Source organism: Neorhizobium sp. AL 9.2.2 (genome assembly GCF_013317225.1).
Classification (GTDB): Bacteria; Pseudomonadota; Alphaproteobacteria; order Rhizobiales; family Rhizobiaceae; genus Neorhizobium; species Neorhizobium soli.
Map to the genome: position 1 here is coordinate 151,952 of NZ_JAALXU010000006.1, position 23,397 is coordinate 175,348.

Annotated in this window: 26 protein-coding genes and 1 pseudogene; 20 read left to right on the forward strand and 7 right to left on the reverse strand. The window is 60.5% G+C overall.

The genetic code is table 11. The annotated features are described in order from the left end of the window. The first annotated feature begins 38 nt into the window (after window positions 1-38). Both G6K99_RS14675 and G6K99_RS14680 read left to right on the forward strand, forming a co-directional pair. Window positions 39-830 carry a taurine ABC transporter ATP-binding protein gene (locus G6K99_RS14675; RefSeq protein ID WP_180215537.1) on the forward strand — a complete coding sequence of 264 codons (792 nt, stop codon included), beginning with the start codon at window positions 39-41 and terminating at the stop codon, window positions 828-830. Further along, window positions 827-1,681 carry an ABC transporter permease subunit gene (locus tag G6K99_RS14680; protein ID WP_174196974.1) on the forward strand — a complete coding sequence of 285 codons (855 nt, stop codon included), beginning with the start codon at window positions 827-829 and terminating at the stop codon, window positions 1,679-1,681. The genes G6K99_RS14675 and G6K99_RS14680 overlap by 4 nt, the downstream gene beginning before the upstream one ends. A gap of 70 nt (window positions 1,682-1,751) precedes the next feature. Here G6K99_RS14680 and G6K99_RS14685 read toward each other — a convergent pair whose 3' ends face one another. After that, entirely contained in the window at window positions 1,752-3,080 is a 1,329-nt protein-coding gene (locus tag G6K99_RS14685) for a PLP-dependent aminotransferase family protein (protein WP_174196975.1), read from the reverse strand. Window positions 3,081-3,181: 101 nt separating this feature from the next. On the opposite strand from G6K99_RS14685, the gene G6K99_RS14690 reads away from it, so the two are divergent. The 5 genes from G6K99_RS14690 (at window position 3,182) to G6K99_RS14710 (ending at window position 8,056) form a co-directional block, all read left to right on the forward strand. Further along, the gene (locus tag G6K99_RS14690; protein WP_174196976.1) at window positions 3,182-4,150 is read left to right on the forward strand and encodes a nitrate ABC transporter substrate-binding protein; all 969 of its coding nucleotides are present in this window, start codon (window positions 3,182-3,184) and stop codon (window positions 4,148-4,150) included. A 60-nt stretch (window positions 4,151-4,210) separates the two neighbouring features. Next, the gene (locus G6K99_RS14695; protein ID WP_174196977.1) at window positions 4,211-5,098 is read left to right on the forward strand and encodes an ABC transporter substrate-binding protein; all 888 of its coding nucleotides are present in this window, start codon (window positions 4,211-4,213) and stop codon (window positions 5,096-5,098) included. Beyond that, a complete protein-coding gene (locus G6K99_RS14700; RefSeq protein WP_174196978.1) occupies window positions 5,095-6,021 on the forward strand; it encodes an amino acid ABC transporter permease in 927 nt (308 codons plus the stop codon). The genes G6K99_RS14695 and G6K99_RS14700 overlap by 4 nt, the downstream gene beginning before the upstream one ends. Continuing rightward, window positions 6,018-6,797, forward strand: coding sequence for an amino acid ABC transporter ATP-binding protein (locus tag G6K99_RS14705; RefSeq protein ID WP_305798290.1), 780 nt, complete (start codon window positions 6,018-6,020; stop codon window positions 6,795-6,797). The genes G6K99_RS14700 and G6K99_RS14705 overlap by 4 nt, the downstream gene beginning before the upstream one ends. A gap of 74 nt (window positions 6,798-6,871) precedes the next feature. Beyond that, window positions 6,872-8,056, forward strand: coding sequence for a M20 aminoacylase family protein (locus G6K99_RS14710; RefSeq protein ID WP_174196979.1), 1,185 nt, complete (start codon window positions 6,872-6,874; stop codon window positions 8,054-8,056). Window positions 8,057-8,086: 30 nt separating this feature from the next. Here G6K99_RS14710 and G6K99_RS14715 read toward each other — a convergent pair whose 3' ends face one another. Further along, a complete protein-coding gene (locus G6K99_RS14715; RefSeq protein WP_062463194.1) occupies window positions 8,087-8,710 on the reverse strand; it encodes an exopolysaccharide biosynthesis protein in 624 nt (207 codons plus the stop codon). After that, entirely contained in the window at window positions 8,707-9,021 is a 315-nt protein-coding gene (locus G6K99_RS14720) for a hypothetical protein (RefSeq protein ID WP_244631483.1), read from the reverse strand. The genes G6K99_RS14715 and G6K99_RS14720 overlap by 4 nt, the downstream gene beginning before the upstream one ends. A 202-nt stretch (window positions 9,022-9,223) precedes the next feature. Here G6K99_RS14720 and G6K99_RS14725 point away from each other — a divergent pair, with 202 nt between their 5' ends. The 3 genes from G6K99_RS14725 to G6K99_RS14735 are packed head-to-tail and all read left to right on the forward strand — an operon-like array spanning window position 9,224 to window position 10,314. Continuing rightward, window positions 9,224-9,610 (forward strand): hypothetical protein, encoded by a 387-nt coding sequence (locus G6K99_RS14725; protein WP_062463197.1) that lies wholly within the window; start codon window positions 9,224-9,226, stop codon window positions 9,608-9,610. A gap of 41 nt (window positions 9,611-9,651) precedes the next feature. Then, the gene (locus G6K99_RS14730) at window positions 9,652-9,876 is read left to right on the forward strand and encodes a LysR family transcriptional regulator (RefSeq protein WP_371816200.1); all 225 of its coding nucleotides are present in this window, start codon (window positions 9,652-9,654) and stop codon (window positions 9,874-9,876) included. Between the two features lie 15 nt (window positions 9,877-9,891). Beyond that, window positions 9,892-10,314, forward strand: a complete 423-nt coding sequence (locus G6K99_RS14735; protein WP_062463200.1) for an ABC transporter permease — start codon at window positions 9,892-9,894, stop codon at window positions 10,312-10,314. Here the strand turns inward: G6K99_RS14735 and G6K99_RS14740 are convergent. Together G6K99_RS14740 and G6K99_RS23535 are read right to left on the reverse strand one after the other, a co-directional pair. Continuing rightward, on the reverse strand, window positions 10,274-11,431 hold the full coding sequence (locus G6K99_RS14740; RefSeq protein WP_371816197.1) for a patatin-like phospholipase family protein: 1,158 nt from the start codon (window positions 11,429-11,431) through the stop codon (window positions 10,274-10,276). The genes G6K99_RS14735 and G6K99_RS14740 overlap by 41 nt on opposite strands. A 138-nt stretch (window positions 11,432-11,569) precedes the next feature. After that, window positions 11,570-12,022 carry a BA14K family protein gene (locus tag G6K99_RS23535; RefSeq protein ID WP_174196981.1) on the reverse strand — a complete coding sequence of 151 codons (453 nt, stop codon included), beginning with the start codon at window positions 12,020-12,022 and terminating at the stop codon, window positions 11,570-11,572. Window positions 12,023-12,379: 357 nt separating this feature from the next. Between G6K99_RS23535 and G6K99_RS23210 the strand changes: the two genes are divergently transcribed. The 10 genes and pseudogenes from G6K99_RS23210 to G6K99_RS23540 all read left to right on the forward strand — a co-directional run. Next, on the forward strand, window positions 12,380-12,622 hold the full coding sequence (locus G6K99_RS23210; RefSeq protein ID WP_174197018.1) for a tautomerase family protein: 243 nt from the start codon (window positions 12,380-12,382) through the stop codon (window positions 12,620-12,622). A 436-nt stretch (window positions 12,623-13,058) separates the two neighbouring features. Then, window positions 13,059-13,757, forward strand: a complete 699-nt coding sequence (locus G6K99_RS14755; RefSeq protein ID WP_113110434.1) for a GntR family transcriptional regulator — start codon at window positions 13,059-13,061, stop codon at window positions 13,755-13,757. Further along, the gene (locus G6K99_RS14760; RefSeq protein WP_174196982.1) at window positions 13,754-14,662 is read left to right on the forward strand and encodes a dihydrodipicolinate synthase family protein; all 909 of its coding nucleotides are present in this window, start codon (window positions 13,754-13,756) and stop codon (window positions 14,660-14,662) included. Before G6K99_RS14755 ends, G6K99_RS14760 begins: the two co-directional genes overlap by 4 nt. Window positions 14,663-14,737: 75 nt before the next feature. Beyond that, window positions 14,738-15,928, forward strand: a complete 1,191-nt coding sequence (locus G6K99_RS14765; protein WP_174196983.1) for an ABC transporter substrate-binding protein — start codon at window positions 14,738-14,740, stop codon at window positions 15,926-15,928. A 70-nt stretch (window positions 15,929-15,998) separates the two neighbouring features. Next, window positions 15,999-17,066, forward strand: a complete 1,068-nt coding sequence (locus G6K99_RS14770) for an ABC transporter ATP-binding protein (protein ID WP_113110437.1) — start codon at window positions 15,999-16,001, stop codon at window positions 17,064-17,066. Window positions 17,067-17,076: 10 nt separating this feature from the next. Then, on the forward strand, window positions 17,077-17,976 hold the full coding sequence (locus G6K99_RS14775) for an ABC transporter permease (protein ID WP_113110438.1): 900 nt from the start codon (window positions 17,077-17,079) through the stop codon (window positions 17,974-17,976). Between the two features lie 4 nt (window positions 17,977-17,980). Further along, window positions 17,981-18,826, forward strand: coding sequence for an ABC transporter permease (locus G6K99_RS14780; RefSeq protein WP_062463212.1), 846 nt, complete (start codon window positions 17,981-17,983; stop codon window positions 18,824-18,826). A 65-nt stretch (window positions 18,827-18,891) separates the two neighbouring features. Then, entirely contained in the window at window positions 18,892-20,094 is a 1,203-nt protein-coding gene (locus tag G6K99_RS14785; RefSeq protein WP_174196984.1) for a mandelate racemase/muconate lactonizing enzyme family protein, read from the forward strand. Then, window positions 20,094-20,969, forward strand: coding sequence for an SMP-30/gluconolactonase/LRE family protein (locus tag G6K99_RS14790; protein WP_174196985.1), 876 nt, complete (start codon window positions 20,094-20,096; stop codon window positions 20,967-20,969). Before G6K99_RS14785 ends, G6K99_RS14790 begins: the two co-directional genes overlap by 1 nt. A gap of 23 nt (window positions 20,970-20,992) precedes the next feature. Then, window positions 20,993-21,841: pseudogene (locus tag G6K99_RS23540) on the forward strand (hypothetical protein); the annotation flags it as partial. Between the two features lie 60 nt (window positions 21,842-21,901). Here G6K99_RS23540 and G6K99_RS14800 read toward each other — a convergent pair. Next, window positions 21,902-22,660 (reverse strand): HpcH/HpaI aldolase/citrate lyase family protein, encoded by a 759-nt coding sequence (locus tag G6K99_RS14800; protein ID WP_174196986.1) that lies wholly within the window; start codon window positions 22,658-22,660, stop codon window positions 21,902-21,904. A 10-nt stretch (window positions 22,661-22,670) separates the two neighbouring features. Further along, complete coding sequence (locus G6K99_RS14805) at window positions 22,671-23,396, reverse strand: ribonuclease activity regulator RraA (protein ID WP_174196987.1); 726 nt, start codon at window positions 23,394-23,396, stop codon at window positions 22,671-22,673. Window position 23,397: the final 1 nt, after the last annotated feature.

Genomic DNA, 23,397 nt, shown 5'->3' on the forward strand with positions numbered 1-23,397 from the left:
GATTTCGGTCCGGTACAGCTTCTGACGGAGTGATCCCGATGCTTCAGATCCGCAATGTAAGCGTCCACTACGGAGAAGGCGAAAGCGGCACGGTCGCGCTCTCGCGTATCGATCTCGATATCGGACCAGGAGAATTCGTCGTGGCGCTCGGTGCCTCCGGCTGCGGCAAGACCACGCTTCTTTCCTGCATCGCCGGTTTCCAGCCGGTGACCGACGGCACGATCTTGATCGATGGGAAACCGGTGAGCGGACCGGGCCCCGATCGCGGCGTTGTATTCCAGCGCCACGCACTGATGCCTTGGTTGTCCGTCGTCGAGAACGTGGCGTTTGGCTTGCGCATGCAGGGCATGCCAAAAGCGGAGCGTCTCCAGCGTGCCCGCCACATGCTCGATCTCGTCAGGCTCGACGGTTCTGCCGACAAGAAGATCTACGAACTTTCGGGCGGCATGCAGCAACGCGTCGGAATCGCCCGCGCGCTGGCAGCCGATCCGCGCATGCTTTTGATGGACGAGCCGCTTGGCGCGCTTGACGCCTTTACTCGCGAGCAGGTGCAGGAGTTGATCCTGGGCGTTTGGGCAAAGACCAGCAAGATGGCTTTCTTCATCACCCATGACGTCGAGGAAGCCATTTTCCTTGCCACCAGGCTGATCATCATGACGCCGAGACCCGGCCGAATAGCCAGGATCATGCCGCTGGAGTTCAGCAGGCGGTTCCTCGAAAGCGGTAATGCGCGGGCGTTAAAATCCTCGCCGGACTTCATCGCTGTTCGCGAGGAAGTGCTTGCCGCCATCCACCAGGGAGATGGGATGAAACGGGATGCCGCAGCATGAACGATCTCTCGGAAAGTCATTCGGTAACGGCAGCCATCCCGGCCCGCAGGCAGCTTAAGAAAATCCGTCGCAAAAGGCCGCTCAGCGGCCTGCAGATCGGCCTGATCAGCCTGCTGATGGTGGCCTTCATGCTGGCCGTCTGGCTGGTCATCACCCATCTCGGCCTGGTCAAGCCGCTGTTCCTGCCGAAGCCGGAGACGGTGCTCAAGGCGTTTTCCGATGCGATCGATGGACGAATTGACGGGGCGCCGCTAACGGAACATGTGGCGATGAGCCTGTTCCGGGTCGTTTTCGCCTTTCTGCTCGCGGCACTGATCGGCATTCCCGTCGGCCTCGCCATGGGGATCAGCCCGGCTATCCGGGCCATGTTCGACCCCTTCATCGAATTTTACCGGCCGCTGCCTCCGCTCGCCTATCTGCCGCTGGTGATCATCTGGTTCGGCATTGGCGAGACCTCCAAGGTTTTGCTGATCTTCCTCGCCTGTTTCGCACCGGTGGCGCTGGCCGCGCGCGCCGGTGTGCTGGCCGCCTCGTCCGACCAGATCAACGCTGCGCGTGCACTGGGCGCCAGCCGCCTGCAACTGCTGAGCTTCGTGATTCTGCCGGCAGCACTTCCCGACATTCTGGTCGGTTTAAGGATCGGCATGGGTGTCGGCTGGACGACGCTGGTTGCCGCCGAAATGGTGGCGGCCTCGACGGGCGTCGGCCAGATGGTCCTCAACGCTTCGAACTTCCTGCGCACCGACATCGTGTTGATGGGCATTTTTGTGATCGGCTTCTTCGCGGTAGTCTTCGAATTTGCCATGCGCTGGCTGGAGAAGAAGCTGGTTCCGTGGCGTGGCATGGCCTAGGAGGCGCTTCTGCCAGAGACGGCGGGCAGATCGACGGCAGTGCCGCACACAGTATCCGCACGTTCGTTGCTTAACCACCCCAGGCTGCCAGTGCGATCGCATCCGCAACCTCTTCATATCGATCGGTAAGGTTGCTGGTCGCCACCCGCAGATGGTGGGTGGGCTGAACTGCGAATTTCTTGCCCGGGTGGACGGCAATGCCGCGTGCTGCAAGCGTGACGAGAGCGAATGGCTCGGATGCCACGGGAACCCAGGCACAGAGTCCACCGCCTGACGGCACGATCACGTCACGATCTGCCAGAGCCCTGACAAGATTGTCGCGGCGCGCCTGGTAGAGCCGGCGTGCCTCCTTCAAGCCTTCTGCCGTCGTCTCATCTCGCAGCAGCCAGGCGGCTGCGCCCTGCAGGATGCGGCTTGTCCAGCCGGAGCTGAAACTCCGGTAGGACTGGATCTGCTCGATGATCAAGCGCGTGCTGGAAAGGACCGCCAGGCGGAGATCCGGTCCCAAGGTCTTCGAATAGGACAGGATATGGATGACCCGATCGGGGAACACGCGCCCGAGCGATTGGCGTGGCGCGTCGGAAATATCCGCAAGGCCGTCATCCTCGATGATCAGCACGTCGGTATCACGCAGTTCCTCGGCAAGTTCCGCCATTCGCCGGGTTGCCACGGTCTGACCCGTCACTGAGTGCAGCCTTGGCTGGAATATGAAGGCGACCGGCTTGCTCAGCATTGCCTGCCTTAGGGACGCGGGCAGGGGGCCGTCGGAATCGCAGACGACCGGCACGATCCTGGCGCCGTGATCCTCGAGGATATCGAGAAGCCGCATGCCCGTCGGTTCTTCAATGGCAACGGCGGCACCTGGCGGCACAAGCGCATGGATCAGCGTGTAGACCGCGTTATATCCGCCGTTCGTCGCCAGAAATGCCTCCGCCTCGTAGGGCCAGGTCCTGCGAACGTCTGCCTCAAGCTCCGGCAGGATGCGACTGCGCTCGTAGCTGTTCAGCTTCTCCGTCGATACCGCATGAACCAGTGCATTCCCGAGCGCCGGCAGCAACGCCCTGTCGGGCACGGCCATGGTCAGGTCCAGCACGCCGGCACCGTAATGGCCGACACTGGCCAGTCGCTCCGGCTTGGCGACAAAGCTGTCGCCACTCACCCAGGTGCCGTTACGGCCGCGCCCGGTGATGATCTTTTGGCGACGAAGCTCGCTCCAGGCTTCCGAAATGGTCGCGGGGCTCACGCCCAGCGAAAATGCAAGATCGCGGATTGGAGGCAGCTTTGCGCCGACCGGCAGCGCTCCGGCCCGGATTAAGGCGCTGGTCTCCAACGCTATTCCGCGAATTGAGCGATCGGTCATTTTTTCAGCAAGCCAGCTCGAATTATAGGCATCGCTCATTTCGTCACCATTTAAATGTTCAATAACGTAATACCGTTTGATCATTCCGAATTGAACATTTTATCTTCGACCTATCAGCATTTCTGTCGTGAGTAACTCAAATGACACTGCGCCTTCGAATTGCACTCCGTGACTGGGACTACATAACGCCGCTTGTCCTGGGCGATGTCTCTTCCGACAAGCTTGATCTTCAGGTCGATCGCATCGGGACGCTGGTGTCGCACATTGGCAAGGACCCGGACCACGAGGCGGCCGAGGTCTCCTTCAGCCGCTACACCCAGCTGCGCCACGACGGCGATGAAAGCGTTGTCGGAATCCCCAACTTCATCATGCGCGGCTTTCGTCACCGCTGCATCATGACCATGGGCGGCAGCGACATCACCACGCTTGGCCAACTGGCCGGCAAGCGGATCGGTGTCACGGGCTGGCGCGACAGCGGCAACACCTGGACCCGCGCCGCCATTCGCCGCGAAGGTGTCGAGGTCACGGATGCCATGTGGTATGCGGGACGGCTGACCGAAGCACATCCGATCACCGATCGTCTCGATGGTTTCGGCCAGCCCGGCCTAATCGAGGCATGCCCCGGTGAACGCCCTATGGTGGACCTTCTGCGGGAAGGCGCACTGGATGCGATCTTCACGCCGTTCATGCCGAACGGCTATTTCGAACCCGGTTCGCCCTTCCGTCAGGTCCTTCCGGATTTCCGCGGTGAGGAGCAGCGTTACTTCGCTGACGTCGGCTATGTGCCAGGCATGCACCTGATCGGCATCAAGGCCGAGGTCGTGGCGGAAAACCCGTGGGTGATTGCCGAGATCAGCCGTCTCGTCGACGAAAGCCAGAAAATGTGGACGGAAAAGCGCCGTAAATATGCCGAAACCACGCCGTGGATGTTCGACGAGGTGCTCAAGACATCCCGGGACCTTCCTGAAGGGTGGGACGCCAGCGGCTTTGCAGCCAACCGCAAGATGATTGGCGACTTCGCCAAGGAGCTCCATGCGCAGGGCATCATGAAGCGCGAGATGATGCCGGAAGAGCTTTTCCAGTTCGATACGGACGGCAGCCAGATCTGATCTGCGGCCGAAACTGCACGTTCCGAAGAAACACGCATTCGTAAAACAAGGGGAATGACCATGTCGCATAAGAAACTGATTGCTCTTACCTTCGCCGGCGTCGCTCTGGCCTGTGTCGCCCAGGCGCAGGACGCTGCCCCGAAGTTGGACGTGAACAAGGAATTGCACGACAGACTGCCGGACACCATCAAGACCGCCGGCAAGATGATTTCCGTCAACAACGGCTCTTTCCCTCCCTATGAAATCGTCACCGGCACGGAGATGACCGGTGCCAGCGCCGATCTCACGGACGCCCTGGGACAGGTGCTCGGTGTCAAGATCGAGCACGCCACAGTGGGCGGCCTTCCGGCCCTGCTGGCGGGTGTGAACTCGGGTCGCTACCAGTTCGCTTTCGGTCCGGTCGGCGACTACAAGGATCGCGAGACGGCCAACGACTTCGTCGATTGGGTTCAGGAGTTCGTGGTTTTCGCGACGCTGAAGGGAAATCCGAAGGGCGTCACGTCGCTCGACACGGCCTGCGGCCAGCGCATCTCGGTCATGGCTGGCGGCTCTGCCGAACGCGTGATCAAGGTCCAGTCGGAAAAATGCGTGGCTGACGGCAAGGGCGCGGTCACGGTCCAGTCCTATGCGGACCAGCCTGCATCCATCCTTGCCGTCCGCTCCAAGCGTGCGGACGCCTTCTTCTCCTCCCAGGCGCCTTTGACCTACTTCGTCTCCCAGGCGAATGGCCAGCTGGAACTGGCCGGCGTCGGCCAGAAGAACGGTTTTGAAGACATCTTCCAAGGCGCGGTCGTCCCCAAGGGCTCGCCACTTGGCCCGCTCTTCGTCGATGCCATCAAGGTGCTGATGGATAACGGCACCTATGGCGCAATCATGAAGAAGTGGGGCCTCGAGAACAACATGATCAAGCAGCCGGGCCTCAATCTGGGTGGGCAGCTTCCAAAATGATCAACAGCACACAAAGTGATGCGGCGCCTCAGGGCGCTGCGAACTTTCGCGATGTGGCGACGGCCCACACGCCTTTCAGAACCGGCCGTCTGCTTCTTTGGCTAGTGATCGCTTTTGTCGTCATAGATTTCGGCTGGATCATCGCCCATAACGAAGGCTTCGGTTGGCCGGTTGTCGCCCAGTACTTTTTCGACCCGACCGTGATCAGCGGCCTCTACGTCAGCCTCGGTTTGACTGTGGTCGCCATGATCCTCGGCGTCGTGGTCGGCCTGGTGATCGCCATCATGCGCATGTCGAATGACGGGCTCGCCAACGGTTTTGCCTCTCTCTTCATCTGGTTCTTCCGCGGCACGCCGCTGCTCGTCCAGCTGATCTTCTGGTACAACATGTCGACGCTGTTTCCGGAGATTTCGATCTCCATTCCGTTCGGCCCGACGCTGGCCAGCTGGGACACCAATTCGGTCATTACCCCTATGACGGCTGCCATCGTCGGACTAGCTCTCAACGAAGCGGCCTACATGGCGGAAATCATCCGTGGCGGCCTGATTTCGGTCGATCGCGGCCAGGCCGAAACCGCTGAGGCTTTCGGCATGACCAAGGGCCGTGCCCTTTGGCGGATCATCATCCCGCAGGCGATGCGGTCGATCGTACCGCCGACCGGCAACCAGCTGATCAGCATGATCAAGGCGACATCCCTGGTCAGCGTGATCGCCATGGCCGATCTGCTTTATTCGGTCCAGTCGATCTACAACCGCACCTTCGAAATCATACCGATGCTACTGGTCGCGGTCCTTTGGTACCTGCTCATCACTTCCGTCCTCAATCTTGGCCAGAGCTATATCGAGGCCTATTACGGCCGCAGCGAGCGCCGCAATGCCGGCGTCGCCAAGGTCGAAGCCGCGACAGGGGAGGCGAGCCATTGACCGTGATCGATAACGCAAAGCCATTGGTGCAGGCCCGTAACGTCCACAAGGCGTTTGATCATCTTGAAGTGCTGAAGGGCATCGATCTCGATGTCATGCCGGGCGAAGTTGTCGTGATCCTTGGCCCGTCCGGCTCCGGCAAATCGACCTTCCTGCGCTGCATCAACCATCTGGAGGCCATTCAGAAGGGCTTCATCGAAGTGGATGGAGAGCAGATCGGCTACAGGCTGAAAAACGACCGTTTGGAAAAGCTGTCCGCCAACGGCATTGCCAAGCAGCGCCGCAAGATCGGAATGGTGTTCCAGCAGTTCAACCTCTACCCGCACATGACGGTTCTGCAGAACATTATCGAGGCGCCGGTCGGTGTTCACCGCGAAAGCCGCAAGGATGCCATCGAGAATGCCAAGCAGTTGCTGAAACGGGTTGGCCTGGCGGAAAAGGTAGATGCCTATCCCCGCCAGCTCTCCGGTGGCCAGCAGCAGCGTGTCGCGATCGCCCGCGCATTGGCAATCAAGCCGAAGCTGATGCTGTTCGACGAGCCGACCTCGGCTCTCGACCCCGAACTGGTGGGCGAAGTGCTCGCGACCATGCGGGATCTGGCAAAGCAGGGCCTGACCATGATCGTCGTAACCCACGAGATCAGCTTTGCCAGGGAAGCCGCCGATCGCGTCGTGTTCATGGATGGCGGTGTCATCGTTGAGCAAGGAAAGCCCGAGGATGTCATCGGCAATCCGCAGCATCCGCGCACGCAGTCTTTCCTGTCGCGCTTCCTCTGAACCGAATTCCCTTTTAGCCCCCGGTTGATTGCCGGGGGAACAGTCCGCCAATCTCCAAAAAATCTGGAATCCGCATGCCAAGTCAAGACAATCTCTACGCTCGCGTCTCTGATTTCGAAGCCATGGAAGCAGACCTGAAGGCGACCCGCCATCACCTGCATGCCCACCCGGAACTCTCCTTTGAAGAAGCCGAAACCGCGCGCTACGTCGCTGATAAGTTGGAAGGCTGGGGATACGACGTGACCCGCAGCGTCGGCGGCCATGGTGTCGTCGCCGTGCTGAAGAATGGCACGGGCACCAGGAGCATCGGTATCCGGGCGGACATGGACGCCTTGCCGATCGAGGAAGAGACCGGCGTGGCCTATGCTAGCACTGTTCCGGGCAAGATGCACGCCTGCGGGCACGATGGCCACACGACTGTTCTTCTCGGAGCCGCCGAGTACCTCGCCGAGACCCGGCGTTTCAACGGCACCGTAACACTAATCTTCCAGCCGGCGGAAGAAGCCGGAAAAGTCAGCGGCGCCCAGAAGATGATCGCCGACGGTCTGTTCGATCGGTTTCCAATCGACGCTATCTTCGGCCTGCACAATCATCCCGGCATGCCGGCTGGAACACTGCTGACGCGCCCGGGCCCGATCATGGCGGCGGGGGATACCGTCCGGATCACCATCATCGGCAAGGGCGGACACGCGTCGCGCCCGCATCTGACGGTGGACCCGGTCCTGATCGCTTGCAACCTTGTCATGACACTCCAGTCTATCGTGTCACGCAATGTCGACCCGACCCAGACTGCGGTCGTGACCGTCAGCACCATTCATGCCGGCGAAGCCTCGAACGTCATTGCCAACACGGCAAAGATCGCGATGAGCGTGCGATCTTTTGATCCTGCGATCCGCTCCTTCCTCGAAGAGCGCATCCGCAAGCTGACGGCAAGCGTTGCCGAAGGGCATGGCGCCACCGCCGAGATCGACTACGAACACGGCTATCCTGTCGTGGTCAATTCGGAAAAGGAAACCGCGTTTGCCCAGGCCGTCGCGGAGGAACTCGTCGGCGCTGAAAACGTGGCGACATGTCCGCTACTTCCTGGCAGCGAGGATTTTTCCTACTTCCTTCAGCATCGCCCCGGCAGCTTCCTGCGTCTCGGAAACGGCAAAGACTCAGCAATCCTGCACTCCTCGGGATATGACTTCAACGACGGCAGCCTCACCACCGGGGCCGCGATGTGGGCTCGGCTCGCAGAGCGTTATCTCGACCAGTAGGCGAAACTGGCAAGTCCTGAAGTACGGAGCTTAAATCAAGGGGATGGCGCCAGCCGCCATGTAAAGGAGCGCTCCCGTGATGCCGAGCGCGATGGCCGTCATACTAAGCCCGAGAAGAACCACGAGACCGTCGCGCTCGATCAGACCGATGGCGATCGCACAGAGTGCCGCAACGGGGGCAAGGTTTCCAAACGGGATTGGCAGAGCGACGGCGACTGCAAGGCAGAAGACCGGAAGCGCAAGCAGGTAGGGCATGCGTGGTCCGGCAAATGCCTTCATCCGACCCGGCCGGACAAATTGTTCGATCCGTCGGACCAACGGCGATGCATACCGCTCCAACGCTTCGAATGCCTTTGCCGATATGCGTCGATTGGCTAGCAGCGACGGAAGCCATAGGGATTCCAGTCCGATCGCGAATTGAAGCGAAACAATTGCGAGCGCGGAGCCGAATATCATCCCGAAAGGACCGGGGATCGGGATCAGCGCCGGCAGTGCCAGAAGAAGCATCACGAAACCGAAGCCGGACCTCCCTATGAGCTCGAGAGCGTCGGCAATCGTCAGGCCGTCCCGGGTGCGTGCGTTTGCTACAAGATGTGACAAGGTCTTGGACGCTGTGCCGGTATCGTGCTCGCCGTCGGGCCCTGCCAGGGTCAACCTTCCGCCTCGCGCGTATTTTTAATGCTGATCAGTGCGCGCAACGCGCCGCAGCTCGGATAGGCACCATCAAACACCCGTTCAGGTGACATCCACCCAATCGAGATGCCGATCGCTGTAGCCGTCGCCCAGCCCGGCTCATTGCCGGCCTTGTCGATGAGGCGTGGAACCTCAATAGCGAGGCATTGGCGCGACTGCTGCACAAGCTCTACCGGCGCGTTAGCGTTATCGAGATGTTGCCGCATCTCGGCATGCAGCGGATCGATAACGAATAGCGTAAAAATCCATGCGGCAATGTCTGCGATCATCATCCTGGTCCCGTGTCTTACGGCATCTGTCGGTATGGGGTCCGACATCGTGAAAGCGCCGAAGACTTTCACCAGAGGGGCCCGGACCAGCGGGTCGAACATGATTTGGGAAGAGGAGTGGGAGTGTTCAAGGCTGTGGGGCCTTGACGGCGCAAGTCGGCCTGGTCGATCACACTGCAATCGCGTGAACAGAAAGCAATGCTGCATGCCATATTACCTCGTCACCCAGACGTCGCTCGTGGAGGGTGCGGATGAAGTTGAAGCCGCTCGGAAAGTCCTCACGAAGTTGAAGTCGGATTCCGCCGTGAGATTCACCGTCAAACACGATGAAGAGACGATCCGGCAGGTGACGGTTGCCAACGTCCCTGCATGGGGAGCCGCGCAACCGACTGCGCAAGATCCTCGATCATCCCCGAAACGGATCCAGCAAGACATCGTGCTTGAGGCCTCAGGCGTCAATCAAGCCGATGCAAATGTCTCCAAGCGGCCTGTCCTGTCAGCCAGGAGTGTTATTCTAGGATTGAGCCTGTTTGCAGCCGGCGTAACAGCGGGGCTGGTCATCATGGCTTTATTTGATCGCACTCATGGATGAGCCAAGGGAAACTTCCGGAAGACAGTTGAGAAGAGCTGCTACTGTTCCTTGAGGGGATCGTTCGGACTGGAAGCGTTACCGCCGCAACCGTTGAATTAGCCATGCGCCACAGCGCTTTCAGCAAGCAGCTTTTTTTGCTGCAAGCATGGTTAGGCATCCTGCCCTTCGAAGAAAATCGCAGAGGGATGATTTCGACAGCCGATGTCGGTCGCCTTGCGGAAGTGCTCGGTGGTGCTTTGACGGGATTCATGATGCGTTGGAAGTGACTGTCGCTGTTCCTCGTGTCGCTGGCGGTCTTCTTCATCACGGAGTTGTTGCCCGGCGATACCTCACAAGAACTGCTTGGCCAAGCCGTGACGACGGAAGCCGCATCCCAGCTTCGCGAAACGCTCGGTCTCGATCGTCCGGCAATCCTGCGTTATTTCGAGTGGATTTTTGGGCTGCTGACCGGCGACCTCGGTTACTCGCATGTCTCTGACCGGCCGGTTGCCAACCTCGTCGCCGAACGCCTGCCGAACTCGCTCACACTCGCTGCCATCACCATGGCGATCACCATTCCGCTGGCGCTCGGTCTCGGTATCGTCGCCGCCATCTGGAGAGGTTCAATTTTCGACCGGGCGATCTCGTCAGCTGCGATCATGCTCGTGTCGCCAAACGAGACAGCTATCTTGCACCGGAAAGGGCTTGGGGTACGCCGGGAGTGAAAATAGGCTTTTGTCGCCATATCCGGCCCTGTTCCATGCGATCGTAACCGATCTTGAACACCGCCCTCATGTACACATTGCCGAAGGGTTGACTGAAATTGTAGGGGACAGGGGCGTCAATGACTGCCATGTGGAAGTTTACTCCGGTACGCCTGCAATACTCGTAGGCCGCGTAGAGAGACTGCCGTGTCTGAGATTTAACCAAGCTTGCGTAAGCCCGCGTCACTACGGGTACGGTCGAATTGGACGTGACAGAAAACTCAGGCATCAGTGTATTGTTGATTAAGAAATACATGTCCGCCCCGCGAATGACTGCGGGCAACGAGACATTCGTATCCGACAACATCGCTTCGGGAACAGTCACGATCTGGGAAGACGGGGCTCCATCTGAATGAAGCTCGGAAATCGTTCGACCATCGATCGTAGCAATGATCTTTACCGCTGGAAAAGCGCCGGGAATACTGGCAGATGCCACCAATACATTGCGGAACAGATTAAGCGCATCCGGGCGCGAGCTGGCGGCAATCGCGCCCATGTCCCAGAGCATGCCGCGCTGAGTATCGAGATTGGTTGTCAGGACAAAAAGATCTCTGCCTTTTCGGTATTCCACCGCAATTCGGTCGAGTACTTCTTGCGTTACGTGTTGCTCGACCATGTTCATTAAAGGCTTCTGGTAGTATAGGCTCTCGCCGAGAAGCCCAGAAATAATTGGTCTGCGTTGGAGCAGATCTTCAGCGACTCCACTCGTGTATAGATGCTCCAGCGTATCGTCGTAGTCAGGGCCGAGAAACGCAAACGGGGCGATGAGTGCTCCCGTGCTGACGCCACTGACAACGTCGAATGTTGGACGGTCGCCGCGTTGCGACCACGCTTTGAGAGCGCCCACAGAGAACGCACCGCCAGCGCCGCCGCCACAAATTGCCAGATATTTATGCCGCAATGGAGATGGTGTCCGCGGTACTCTTTTCTTGGCAAATAGTCCGACTTCGCCGTCCAAAGGCTTGCGCACATTCGCAAATCCGGGGATCTCGGCGCCACGCGCATCGTCTCGAGAGTAAGGCTCTCTTGCCGATGTACAGCCGAACAAACCCAGAGCGATGATGAGGCTGCTAAGCACGCCTCTTAAGCAGAACGTTGGCAGCGGTATCAAAGCCGCACGGAAGGGTGACGCCAATTTTGCAGGCCTTGATTAGCGCTTCAACGTTATCCTGATCGCGAAAGCTCTTCGCGATCAGGACGGCTCTCACACTACGCGTTAGCTGTAGGGTGACATGCAATGCGCGCGTATTCCTGCTCGCGGAACATAGCTGTTGTCAGATGCGACATAGGATCGGTAACGCTTCGCGCACCAAGCGAAATGTTCCGGTGGCAAATCCTGACGCATGCGGTCGCCAGGTGGTCTGTATCCTGGTGGTGGCGGCTCGTAACCCGGAGGTGGAGGTGGCGGACCATCATCCTGCGCGGCGATCGCTCCGCCAACTATCGAGCCGGCCGCAAACGCCGACAGTGGGTACCACCATCCATCGGGGCCACGACGTAAACCGCCTCTAGGCTCAGGTTCGCCGCGATAGCCGTTCAAAAAACCGGGCCCATTCTGCGCGACAATGATGGATTTGGGGGCCTCATTAACAGGCGGGAAGAATTGTGCCCAGGCCGGCGAGGCGATGACGACGGACACTGACAGAAGTGCAATCGATAATTTATTCATTGTTGTTCTCTCGTTAACGCGAGAACCAAAGTCGGCACACTATGGCAAAAATCGAGCAATTACTGTGTGATAGCGTCTTATTTACTCTGCTTTACTGAAGTCGTAACTATCTTAACAACAGATTAGACAACTCGGGGAATAAGCGCTCTGGTGCAGGTCTTGACCGGCGAGGACGAGTTCGGCGCCGCGGTGCAACTCGTCTATCTTACCCGCGGACACTTGCCGCGACGTGTCCGCGTTCTGATGGATCTGCGTCGCGGACATGAGCGTAGTAGTGGTGCAGGAGGAACATTCTCAGTTAGCACTCGACTCCGAGACACTATAACTAGCTGGGCGCTCTAGTGGAATGGCTCCTCAATTGCGGTTTTAGGGTCTGAAAATACTGAAGATGTCGCGAAGAATGGGGTCACATTCGTCCCTGAGGTTCACGTTTTTTGCGCGGCAGGTCGGACACGCGACCAAAACACCAAGCTGATGAAGAAAATTACAGACGCGGTGGTTGAGGAATTCGGAGCTGCGCCGGGCTCGGTCACGGTGCAGATTATCGAGGCGTCTCTCGCTGACAAGATGAAGGGTGGAATTCCATTCAACGAGCGGTGAGGCGGACCTCATATTGCAGGACCATGTGCGTTGATGTGACGGGTAGTCAGGCAGATCACGTTTCCACTGTTCGGGATCTCTTAGACGCACGAGACCTATTAAGTCGCCGGAACCCGAACCTCCGGATATTGCCACTAGTCTTAGGTACAAATCTTTGCCGTGTTCTGACTGCACCTGCAAACATGCCGAAGAGCGTGACTGACCGTATCCATGGGAATGGATCATTCATACCCGCTATTGTAGATGGTCGGTGGGAGGCTGTAGTTCGCCTGCGCGGCATAGCATTCAAAATCCGACGCAGGTCGGCTGCAACGCACATGATCGGTAACGGGCAATCTTTTTTGTTTGCGTTTGATATATCAGATTTCAAATTTCAGTTGAAACGACATTATCTAGCTGCTAGATCGAGCCTCACCGTGGGAGGAAAGCTGGACGAATGGAACGCGACGATGTGCTTTTGCCGGTTGAGCCGGTCTTTCTGAAAAGTCTGCGCAGCCATGTCTATGGACTGGTCCGCGATGCGATCCTGTCGGGCAAGCTCAAGAGCGGGGAGAAGCTCAACGAGCGGCAGCTGGCTGGCAGTCTCGGCATAAGCACGACGCCGCTCAAAGAGGCGTTCAGAATTCTGGAGGCCGAAGGGCTTGTAAGGTCAGAACCGCGTCGCGGGATCTATGTGACGTTCGATCCGGCCCAGGCGGAAGAGATGATGCTGGCCCGCGCTGCGATCGAAAGCATGATCGCGCGGCAGGCCGCAAAGCGTGTCTCCGAGGAGCAGATCCTGCGGATGCGTGCGCTTCTCGTCGAGATGCGCACGGGGCTTGAAACAGTGGATGTGCTGGAGCTCATCAATCTCAACGAGCAGTTCCACGACGTCATCCACGAGGCCTCGGGCTGCGCCTATCTGCGTCGCCTGCAGGGCGGTCAAAGCATCTACAATCACACGGCGCGTCTCAGCGTGCTGTCGGAAGAGCGTGAGCGGTTTCTTGCCGTCGAGGAGCACGAAGCCATCGCCGACGCCATTGCAGAGCGCAAGCCGGAGCTCGCCGAACAGCGGATGCGCGATCACGTCATCCGATCGGGTGAGAAACATCTCATCCGCGTGTCTCAATCCGAAGATCAGAAAGAGCGGACATGAATATCCGTGACTACAAGCAGGCGCTCGGCGGGATCTCTGGCGTCCATGTGACTGCCTACGATCAGGACGGCGCCATCGAGCCCCAGCTGACCGGCAAGATCATTCGCCGCATCGCCGACGCCGGCATCCACAATATCGTCACCGGCGGCAATACGGGCGAGTTCTACAGCCTCCAGCACGAGGAAGTGCTGCGGCTGCAGGCCATCTGCGTCGGAGCGGCAGACGGCAAGGCCGCGGTCACGGCGGCTGCCGGGCGCTCAATCGGCGAAGCGATCGCGACGGCCCGGTCTGCCAAACGGGAAGGCGCGCAAGGCGTGATGGTCCATCATCCGCTCGACCCCTTCGCGGCTCCGAAAACCCAGGCCGACTATTTCATTGCCATTGCCGAAGCGTCGGAGTTGCCGCTGGTCGCCTATGTGCGCTCCAATGCCATGGCCGTCCACGACCTCGCCCGGATCGCCACGCATCCGAACATTGCCGGCGTCAAGTTCGCATCGACCGACATGATGCTGTTTTCCGAATGCGTCCGCGCGACGGAGGGAACGGATGCGGTTTGGATCTGCGGTCTGGCGGAAGGCTGGGCGGCTCCCTTCTACGCGCTTGGCGCCAAGGGCTTTACCTCCGGTCTGGTCAATGTCGACCCAGTGCGGTCGATGGCGATCTGGATGGCGCTGGAGGCCGGAGACTACGGCAAGGTACGGATGCTGGTCGCTCCGATCGCCGGTTTCGAAGCGCTGCGGGCCAAGTTCAACAACGGTGCCAATGTCACGGTCGTCAAGGAGGCGCTGACGTTGCGTGGAGACAGCGTCGGGCCTGTTCGACTGCCGGGTTTGACCAAGCTCGATGCTGACGATCGCAAAGCTCTCGAAACAATTCTCGAAGGCTGGGAGGCCATGCCCGCATAAGCGGGACGGGGAGGACTACGATGCCGGCACGCCTGCGCCGATACGCTAAGTCAGGTCTGGTGAGGAGGAATGAATATGTATTCGAAATTTTCACGCCGCGGTTTCTTAGGCGTTGCCGCAGCCAGCACTGCTGCCATGACGCTCTCGTCCATTCGCGCCATGGCCGCCGGCCTGCCGCTGCCCACGTCGCCCGTTACGCTTAATATCATTGATGCGGCCGGCAATCTGGCGCTGACGCAGGGAGCCTTCGACGCCTATGCGGCGGCAAAGCCCAACCTTGTGTCGCGCATGACATTCACCAAGGCGACCTCGCCGGAACTGCCGGGCAAGATCAAGGCCCAGCAGGCCGCCAAGCGCCTGGATATCGACGTCGTGCTCATCGGACCCGACGCGCTTTCGGCGGGCCTTGCGCAGGACATGTGGGTCGATATCGCTTCGATGAAGGATAACGGCCTGCCGGATCTCAAGGCGATCTACCAGGAACCGGCCTATCGTATGCAGGAACTGTCCAAGGGCCGCGGTGTCACCATCACCTATTACCCGTCCGGCCCGCTGATCGGCTACATGCCGGCCAAGGTCAAGACCGTGCCGAAGACGGCCGAACAGCTGCTCGACTGGACGAAACAGAACCCCAACAAGTTCATCTATGCGCGGCCGGCCAACTCCGGTCCGGGCCGCACCTTCCTGATGGGTCTGCCTTATCTCCTGAAGGACAGCAATCCCAAGGATCCGGTCAAGGGCTGGGACAAGACCTGGGCCTTCCTCAAGGAACTGCACAAGAACATTGAATACTATCCCGCCGGCACGGGCGCGCTGATGAAGGAATTCGGCGAAGGCACCCGCGACATGACGGTGACGACGACCGGCTGGGACATCAATCCGCGCGTTCTCGGCGTGGTGCCGAAAGAGGCGGCCATCGGCACGCTCGAGGGTTTCCACTGGGTCTGCGACGCGCATTACATCAGCGTTCCCAAAGGCATTTCGGACGAAAAGCTCGCCGTCATTCTCGACATGATCACCTTCATGCTGCAGCCGGCACAGCAGGCCATCACCTATGACAAGGGCTATTTCTATCCGGGCCCGGCCGTGAAGGATGTTCCACTCTCGATGGCACCCAAGGCAAGCCAGGATGCCATCGCCGAGTTCGGCCGTCCCGAATACGACGACTGGATCAAGAACAATCCGGTCGAGCTGCCGCTCGAGCCGGAAGCGCTGGTCGTTGCCTTCCGCCGCTGGGACGAAGACGTCGCAGCGGTCGCCAAGTAACGAGACACATATCCGGATAAGCATGGCCTCCGCTCCGCGGGGCCATGTTCTCCCATGACGAGGCCGATCGATGCAGCTTGCTTCCATGCCATTCAATGAAATCCGCCTCGACCGGATGAGCCGCTCATTCGGAGCGCTGAACGCGCTGCGCGACATTAGCCTGTCGATCAAGAAGGGTGAGTTCATCGCCCTTCTTGGCCCTTCAGGCTGCGGCAAATCGACCGCTCTCAATTGCATTGCCGGCCTCCTGTCGACGACGGGCGGGGGCATCTATATCGACGACAAGCGGATCGACCAGTTCAAGCCGGAAGACCGCGGCTTCGGCATGGTGTTCCAGAACTACGCCCTGTTTCCGCACATGAGCGTGCGAAAGAACATCGGCTTCGGCCTGAAGATGCGCTCAAGGCCCAAGGCCGAGATCGACACAAAGGTCGATGAGGCCTTGGCGCTGGTGCGCCTTCAGGGCCAGGCGGAAAAACTGCCCGGCCAGTTGTCCGGCGGGCAACAGCAGCGCGTGGCGATCGCTCGCGCCATCGTCATTGAGCCACCGCTGGTGCTGATGGACGAACCGCTGTCCAACCTCGACGCAAAGCTGCGGCTGGAAATGCGCGCCGAAATCCGCCGCATCCACAACCAGATGAAGGCGACGACCATCTACGTCACCCACGACCAGGACGAGGCATTGTCGCTGGCCGACCGAATCGTGGTGTTGCGCGATGGCGCCATCCGCCAGGTTGGCACGCCGCATGAGCTTTACGAGCGCCCGGCGCATCTGGACGTGGCCGAATTCATGGGCTTCCGCAACCGCTTCCCCGGCAAAGTCGTCTCGCGCCAAGGCGAACGCGCCACGGTTTCGGCAGGATCCTTCTCGGTCTCGGGAACGGTTGCCGAAGACCTGCAGCCCGGCGCGTCGGCGGTTCTTGCCGTTCGTCCCGATGACGTGACGCTGTCCGACGGGGCTCCCGGCGGCGTTCCCGTCACGGTCGAGGCGATCGAATACCGCGGCCGCGAATATGTCGGCATCGCCAGAACGCCCGACGGCGTGGAGATCATTTTCCACGCCGATCATGCGGCGGCACCCGGCAGCACCGTGTCGCTGTCGATCGATCCGGCCCGCGCACTCGTGTTTGCGGCCTGAGGAGATGGCCATGACCTCTTCCACATCCCAGGACACCACCACGCTTCGCCAAAAGCTTGCGCTGCGTGGCATCGACGGCGTCACCCTGCTGGTCCTGCCGTCCGTGCTCTTCGTGCTGGCGATCTTCATCTATCCGTTCATCTACGGACTGCTGCTTTCCTTCGCGCCAATTCGCGAAGGCGGAACGTTTGCCAACTACATCACCTTCTTTTCAGACCCCTATCTCTACAACACGATCGCAGCGACCCTTCGCCTGGCCGTGCCGGTAACCCTGCTCAGCGTAGCCGTTGCGGTACCGGTGGCGATGCGGGTGAGGCTGGTGAGGCGGCAGCGTCTGCTGACCACGCTGCTTGTTCTGCCAATCACGCTCGGAACGGTGCTGGTGGCGCAGGGCATGCTGAACTACCTCGGCCCTCAAGGCTGGTTCAGCCGATCGCTGATGCTTCTCCACATCATCAGCTCGCCGCTGAAGCTCACCAACAATTACTGGGGCGTGTTTCTGTCGCTGATCATCACGGTGTTTCCGTTCACCTTCCTGCTGACGTTGTCCTATGTGACGGGCATCGATCCCGGGCTTGAAAAGGCCGCCGCCACCCATGGTGCGTCCGCCTGGCAGCGGTTCCGCCATGTCATGCTGCCGCTGCTGGTGCCGGGGCTGGCGATCGCCTTCTGCCTCACCTTCGTACAGGCCTTCGCCGTCTTTCCGTCGGCCGTACTTTTGGGGGCGCCGTCAGGGCCCACCCGCGTCATCTCGATCGCGGCCGCTCAGGCAGCCTTCGAGCAGTATGATTTCACCATGGCCTCAGCGATTGCCATGATCATGGGGGTCGTGCAGCTCTGCATCGTGCTGATCGTGCTCGTCGTCCGCAACCTCTTCTACCGTGGCGCCACCAGTGGCGGGAAAGGCTGAAGCCATGATCCGCGATACCACCATCGGCGCCAAACTCTGGATCACCGCGGTCTGGGCCATCACGATCTTCTTCGTGCTCAACGTGCTTGCCATCATCGCGACCGTGATCGTCTCGTCGCTCGGCACCCGCTGGCTCGGTACCTGGCTGCCGAACGCCTTCACGCTCAACTGGTATGCGTCCGCCTGGCAGGAATTCCAGCTGGGACCCGTGCTGTTCGTGACCTTCCAGATCGCGTTCACGGTCGTGGCGCTGTCAGGCCTGCTCGGCGTGACGGCTGCCTATGCCATGGCGCGACGGGATTTCCCGGGCAAGAAACTGGTCATGTTCCTCTTCCTGCTGCCGCTGCTGGTGCCGCCGATCACCTTCGGCATCCCGCTTGCCACCGTGCTCTATCAGTTCAACGTGGGCGGAACGTTCTGGGGCGTGGTGCTTGCCAATCTGGTGCCGACGGTGCCTTTCGTCATCCTGGTCATGATCCCCTTCATCGAGCAGATCGATCCGAAGGTGGAGGCCGCCGCGCGGGTCTTTGGTGCAGGCACGTTCAAGCTGTTCGTGCATGTGCTGATGCCGATGCTGATCCCCGGCATTCTCGCCTCGCTGCTGCTGGTGCTGGTGCGCACGGTCGCCATGTTCGAGCTGACCTTCCTGACGGCCGGGCCGACCAGCCAGACGCTTGTTGTGTCGCTCTATTACGCAGTCTTTGCCTCAGGGGTGCGTGCCGTGCAGTCGATCGATGCCATGGCCGTCATCTACATGGTGTCGACGCTGGTCTGGCTGCTGGTTGCTCTTCGGTTCGTCAACCCGACGCAGATCGTTGCCCGTGGCAACCAGTCGTCCAACGCCCACTGAACCCGTATCCGACGTCCCGGCCGGCGTTCAACACGCCGGTCCATCCCGCTTATCCGGAAGATCCGATGAAAATCACTGCGCTTGAGACAATCCAGCTTCCCAGCCTCAACAACATCCTCTGGCTGCATGTCCACACCGATGAAGGCATCTTCGGGCTTGGCGAGACCTTTCGGGGCACGAACGCCGTCGCCGCCTATATCCACTCGGAAGTCGCGCCGGCGCTGATCGGTCAGAACCCGCTGCATATCGACCGCATCTCCAAGCTGCTGACCGAGACCTATGTGGGCTTCCGCTCTTCGGGCGTCGAAATCCGCGCGGCGTCGGCGGTCGATATCGCGTTGTGGGACATCTTCGGCAAAGTCACCAACCAGCCGATCCACCAGTTGCTCGGCGGGCTCTCGCGCCCCGCGATCCGCACCTACAACACCTGCGCCGGCTATTCCTACAACAGCCGCGGCGCTCGCCGCTATATCGGCGATGCCGATGAGACGCAGGGGCCGTACGACGACCAGGTCGCGTTTACCAAGGATGCCGGCGCGCTGGCCGAGAGCCTTCTGTCCGAGGGCATTACGGCGATGAAGATCTGGCCGCTCGATCCATTTGCGGTGGCGGGCGGCGGCAATTTCATCCACCGGGACGATCTGGAAAAGGGTCTCGAGCCGTTTCGCAAGATCCGCGACGCGGTCGGCGACAAGATGGAGGTCATGGTCGAGCTGCATTCCATGTGGGACCTGCCATCGGCGCTCGCGATCGCCCGCGAGATCAAGCAATTCCGTCCCTTCTGGATGGAAGATCCGATCAAGATGCAGGATACCGAAGCGCTGACCGTCTATGCGCAGCGCTCCGGGCTGCCGGTCTGCGCCAGCGAGACGCTGGCGACGCGGGCGCAATTCGTCGAGCTGCTCCGCAAGAACGCGGTGGACTATGTGATGCTCGACATTTCCTGGTGCGGGGGCCTCAGCGAAGCCAAGAAGATCGCTTCTATGGCGGAAGCCTTCCAGCGGCCGATCGCACCGCATGACTGTACGGGCCCCGTGGTTTTTGCGGCGTCCATCCACCTGTCGCTGAACGCGCCGAATGCTGTCTTCCAGGAATCGGTTCGTGCCTATTATTCCACCTGGTATCGAGATCTCGTCACCGTCATGCCGCGGATCGAGAACGGCATGATCTACCCGTTCGAGGGGGCGGGGCTGGGGCTAGAGCTCAGCGACTACGTACTAGATAATCCCGACGTCCAGCGCCGCACCACGTCGGTTCGTGACTTCTGATGCTGGACTTCCAGCCCATCGGCGGGGTCAGCCTGGCACTCGGCGAGAGCCCGGTGTGGGACGACAGGCGAGAGCTGGTTTTTCTTTGCGACATCCCGACCGGCAGGCTGCTTGCGTTGCGGCTCGGCGAAGGGATCGTCCGGGAGTGGGTGCTCGGGGAGAATGTCTGCTCGATCGGTTTGTGCGAAAGCGGCCGGCTGGTCGTCGCGCTCTCTCGCGAGATCATCCTTTTTGATCCTGACAGCGGCCTGTCGGAGCCTCTGGCGCAGCTTGACGGGGAATTGGAAACGAACCGGTTCAACGACGGCAAGGTCGGCCCCGACGGCGCGTTCTGGATTGGCACGACGGACCAGCGGGCGCAAAGAGAGGCGATCTGTTCGCTCTACCGGATCAGTGTCGACGGCCAGATGGTTGTCAGGAAGACGGGCCTTGTCATTTCCAACGGTCTCGCCTGGTCGCCGGATGGACGGATCATGTACCATTCCGATTCCGCCGGCCGATGGATTGAGCGGCATGACTTCGACCCAGCGACAGGAGCGATGGGTGAAAAGCTGCGGATCGTGGAGCCCGGCGAGACGGACGGGCGACCGGACGGCGGCGCCATCGATTGCGACGGCAATTACTGGAGTGCCGGTGTCTCAGCCGGTTGTCTCAACGAGTATGCGCCGGATGGCACACTGCAGCACAAACACGCAGTGCCGGTCCCTTCGCCGACCATGCCGTGCTTCTGCGGGCCGGACCTGAAGACGCTGCTCGTGACCTCGCACCGTTATCTTTCGACCGAGGCGCTCGAGCGCCATCCGCTCGCCGGAAGCGTCCTCCTGGCGCAGTCGGCGGTAGCGGGCACGCCGGTCCATCGCATGCGGGAGTTCTGACCGTGTCAGGGGAGACGGCGACCGTGCATCACCTCACGGCACATGGCTATGATCTCACAGTCGATGTCGAACACGGTGCCAGTCTCACGGCGCTCCGATGGCGGAAAACGGACGGCACCTGGTTCGAGGTCCTGCATCCATGTCCGCCGGCCAACACAGCCAGGACCGGCGGCTGCTTCGTCATGGCGCCGTTTGCCAACCGGCTGGACGGCGGTCGGTTTCCCGGCACGGCTGGCCCCATCCCGCTGCCCGTCAACAGGCCGGAGGAGAACTTCGCAATCCACGGCTTTTCCCGCGACCGGGCTTGGAGTGTGGTCGACGCGTCAGACGATCGCCTGACGCTCGTCGATGAGTTTGCTGAGCCAGGCAATCCGTTCGCCTACACGCTGACGCAGGAGATCAGCCTCAGTTCTTCCGGTGTGGAACTGCGGCTGCGTCTCACCAACACGGCGACAGAGAGCCTTCCCTACGGCCTCGGCTTTCATCCGTGGTTCCGCAAGACGGCGAGCACGCGGCTCACCTTTGAAGCGACGACGGGTTTTGGGCGGGATCCACGCGGCTTTGCGACAGACCCGGTCCCGCCAGACCAAGGCCCGACGTTCTCGTCGGCCGTGGATGTTTCGGCCATGCCCTGGTTCGACGGTCACTATGCGGGCTGGACATCCCGGACTGCTGCGATCGACTGGTTGTCGGACGGGGGAAGGATGACGATGCAGGCGAGGGGAGCACTGACCAACCTGCAGGTCTATGTGCCGGATAACCTACCCGTCCTCTGTGTCGAGCCGGTCAGTCACGTGCCAGATGTCCACAACCGCCGCGACCTGGCCGGGTATGGCGACGTTGCGCGGCTTGCGCCTGGCGAAACGATCGAGGGCACCATGATCCTCTGCTGCTCCGGCACCAGCCAGCCAGACGCGGACCAGTGCCGTGGTCTACTTCATCGATGCGAGCAGTGCCTTGCTTCCCGCGGTCAGCAGGCCGATATCGGTGCAGCCGGCAACGAATACGAAGCCCATGTCCAGGCATCGCTTTGCATCTTTGGGGCCGACCAGAATGCCGGGCGGTTTTCCGAGCTTCCGGATCCGTTCGGCAGCCGTTTCCAGAACTGTCCATACTTCCGGGTGGCCCGGGTTTCCGAGATACCCAAGGTCGGCCGAAAGGTCGGCAGGCCCGATAAAGATGCCGTCGACGCCATCGACCGCGGCGATGGCCTCAAGGTTTGCGAGTGCCTCGCGTGTCTCGATCTGGACAATAATGCAGATTTCCTTTTGCACATCGGCCAGTTCGGAGACAAAGCGGCCGTAGCCGTTGGCGCGGGATCCGAGCGAAAGGCCGCGGCTGCCACGCGGAGGATAGGTGGCACGTTCGACGGCCGCCTTTGCTTCTTCCGCGTTCTGGACAAAAGGCAGGAGCAGTGTCTGCGCGCCGGCATCCAGGTATCGCTTGATCAGCACCGGGTCGTTCCAGGCCGGACGCACCACAGCACTTGCCGGCGTCGCCCTCAACGCCTGCAACTGCGTCACCACACCGGGAAGTTCGTTGGGCGCATGTTCGGTATCCAGCAACACCCAGTCAAAGCCTGCCTCGCCCAGAATTTCAGCGGCGATGTTCGAACACAAGCTCGACCAGGCGCCGATCTGCGGCTGCATGTCCTTGATCGCCCATTTGAACCGATTGCGGTCGCTCAGCATTGTGATCGCCCTAGCGGCCGTTGTTCTTGCGCCAGGCCTCGTATTTATGCTGGTACTCATCCTTCGTGCCCGGGTAGAGGCCGATGATGGCATCTCCCGCTTTCACCTGTTCGAGCACGAAATCCTCGTAGCTTTCCATTGCCGTGCACTCGTCGGCCAGTTCTTCCGCAAGGTGGGCCGGAATGACCATCACGCCGTCGCGGTCGCCAACCAGCACATCGCCGGGAAACACGGCGACATCACCGCAGGCGATCGGGACGTTGATGTCGAGCGCTTCGTGGAGCGTGAGATTGGTCGGTGCCGAAGGTCTGGCGTGGTAGGCCGGCATGTCCAGTGCGCCGATCCCGGCTGCATCGCGAAAGCCGCCATCGGAAACGACGCCGGCGGCACCGCGCAAAGCGAGCCTGGTGATCAGGATCGACCCGGCTGTGGCAGCCCGTGCATCCTTGCGGGCGTCCATGACCAGGACTTGGCCGGGAGGGCAGGTCTCGATCGCGACGCGTTGAGGATGGTCGGCATTGCGAAAGATGGTGATCGGATTGCGATCCTCGCGGGCCGGGATATAGCGCAACGTGAAGGCCTGGCCGACCATCACCTCGGTCTTCGGCGAAACCGGCACAACGCCCTGGATGAACTGGTTGCGCAGGCCGCGCTTGAACAGCGCAGTGGCAATCGATGCGGTCGAAATTTTCTTGAACTTGGCGCGGGTAGCGTCGCTCAGCACGTAGTCGGTCATT

What these genes read in the sequence shown, in the direction of transcription:
- G6K99_RS14780 (WP_062463212.1), top strand. Translation starts at nt 17,981, where the DNA reads ATGATCCGCGATACCACCATCGGCGCCAAACTCTGGATCACCGCGGTC.
- G6K99_RS14695 (WP_174196977.1), top strand. Translation starts at nt 4,211, where the DNA reads ATGTCGCATAAGAAACTGATTGCTCTTACCTTCGCCGGCGTCGCTCTG.
- G6K99_RS14785 (WP_174196984.1), top strand. Translation starts at nt 18,892, where the DNA reads ATGAAAATCACTGCGCTTGAGACAATCCAGCTTCCCAGCCTCAACAAC.
- G6K99_RS14775 (WP_113110438.1), top strand. Translation starts at nt 17,077, where the DNA reads ATGACCTCTTCCACATCCCAGGACACCACCACGCTTCGCCAAAAGCTT.
- G6K99_RS14800 (WP_174196986.1), bottom strand. Translation starts at nt 22,660, where the DNA reads ATGCTGAGCGACCGCAATCGGTTCAAATGGGCGATCAAGGACATGCAG.
- G6K99_RS14770 (WP_113110437.1), top strand. Translation starts at nt 15,999, where the DNA reads ATGCAGCTTGCTTCCATGCCATTCAATGAAATCCGCCTCGACCGGATG.
- G6K99_RS14765 (WP_174196983.1), top strand. Translation starts at nt 14,738, where the DNA reads ATGTATTCGAAATTTTCACGCCGCGGTTTCTTAGGCGTTGCCGCAGCC.
- G6K99_RS14720 (WP_244631483.1), bottom strand. Translation starts at nt 9,021, where the DNA reads ATGATGATCGCAGACATTGCCGCATGGATTTTTACGCTATTCGTTATC.
- G6K99_RS14685 (WP_174196975.1), bottom strand. Translation starts at nt 3,080, where the DNA reads ATGAGCGATGCCTATAATTCGAGCTGGCTTGCTGAAAAAATGACCGAT.
- G6K99_RS14680 (WP_174196974.1), top strand. Translation starts at nt 827, where the DNA reads ATGAACGATCTCTCGGAAAGTCATTCGGTAACGGCAGCCATCCCGGCC.
- G6K99_RS14675 (WP_180215537.1), top strand. Translation starts at nt 39, where the DNA reads ATGCTTCAGATCCGCAATGTAAGCGTCCACTACGGAGAAGGCGAAAGC.
- G6K99_RS14790 (WP_174196985.1), top strand. Translation starts at nt 20,094, where the DNA reads ATGCTGGACTTCCAGCCCATCGGCGGGGTCAGCCTGGCACTCGGCGAG.
- G6K99_RS23535 (WP_174196981.1), bottom strand. Translation starts at nt 12,022, where the DNA reads ATGAATAAATTATCGATTGCACTTCTGTCAGTGTCCGTCGTCATCGCC.
- G6K99_RS14690 (WP_174196976.1), top strand. Translation starts at nt 3,182, where the DNA reads ATGACACTGCGCCTTCGAATTGCACTCCGTGACTGGGACTACATAACG.
- G6K99_RS14760 (WP_174196982.1), top strand. Translation starts at nt 13,754, where the DNA reads ATGAATATCCGTGACTACAAGCAGGCGCTCGGCGGGATCTCTGGCGTC.
- G6K99_RS14700 (WP_174196978.1), top strand. Translation starts at nt 5,095, where the DNA reads ATGATCAACAGCACACAAAGTGATGCGGCGCCTCAGGGCGCTGCGAAC.
- G6K99_RS14725 (WP_062463197.1), top strand. Translation starts at nt 9,224, where the DNA reads ATGCCATATTACCTCGTCACCCAGACGTCGCTCGTGGAGGGTGCGGAT.
- G6K99_RS14755 (WP_113110434.1), top strand. Translation starts at nt 13,059, where the DNA reads ATGGAACGCGACGATGTGCTTTTGCCGGTTGAGCCGGTCTTTCTGAAA.
- G6K99_RS14710 (WP_174196979.1), top strand. Translation starts at nt 6,872, where the DNA reads ATGCCAAGTCAAGACAATCTCTACGCTCGCGTCTCTGATTTCGAAGCC.
- G6K99_RS14805 (WP_174196987.1), bottom strand. Translation starts at nt 23,396, where the DNA reads ATGACCGACTACGTGCTGAGCGACGCTACCCGCGCCAAGTTCAAGAAA.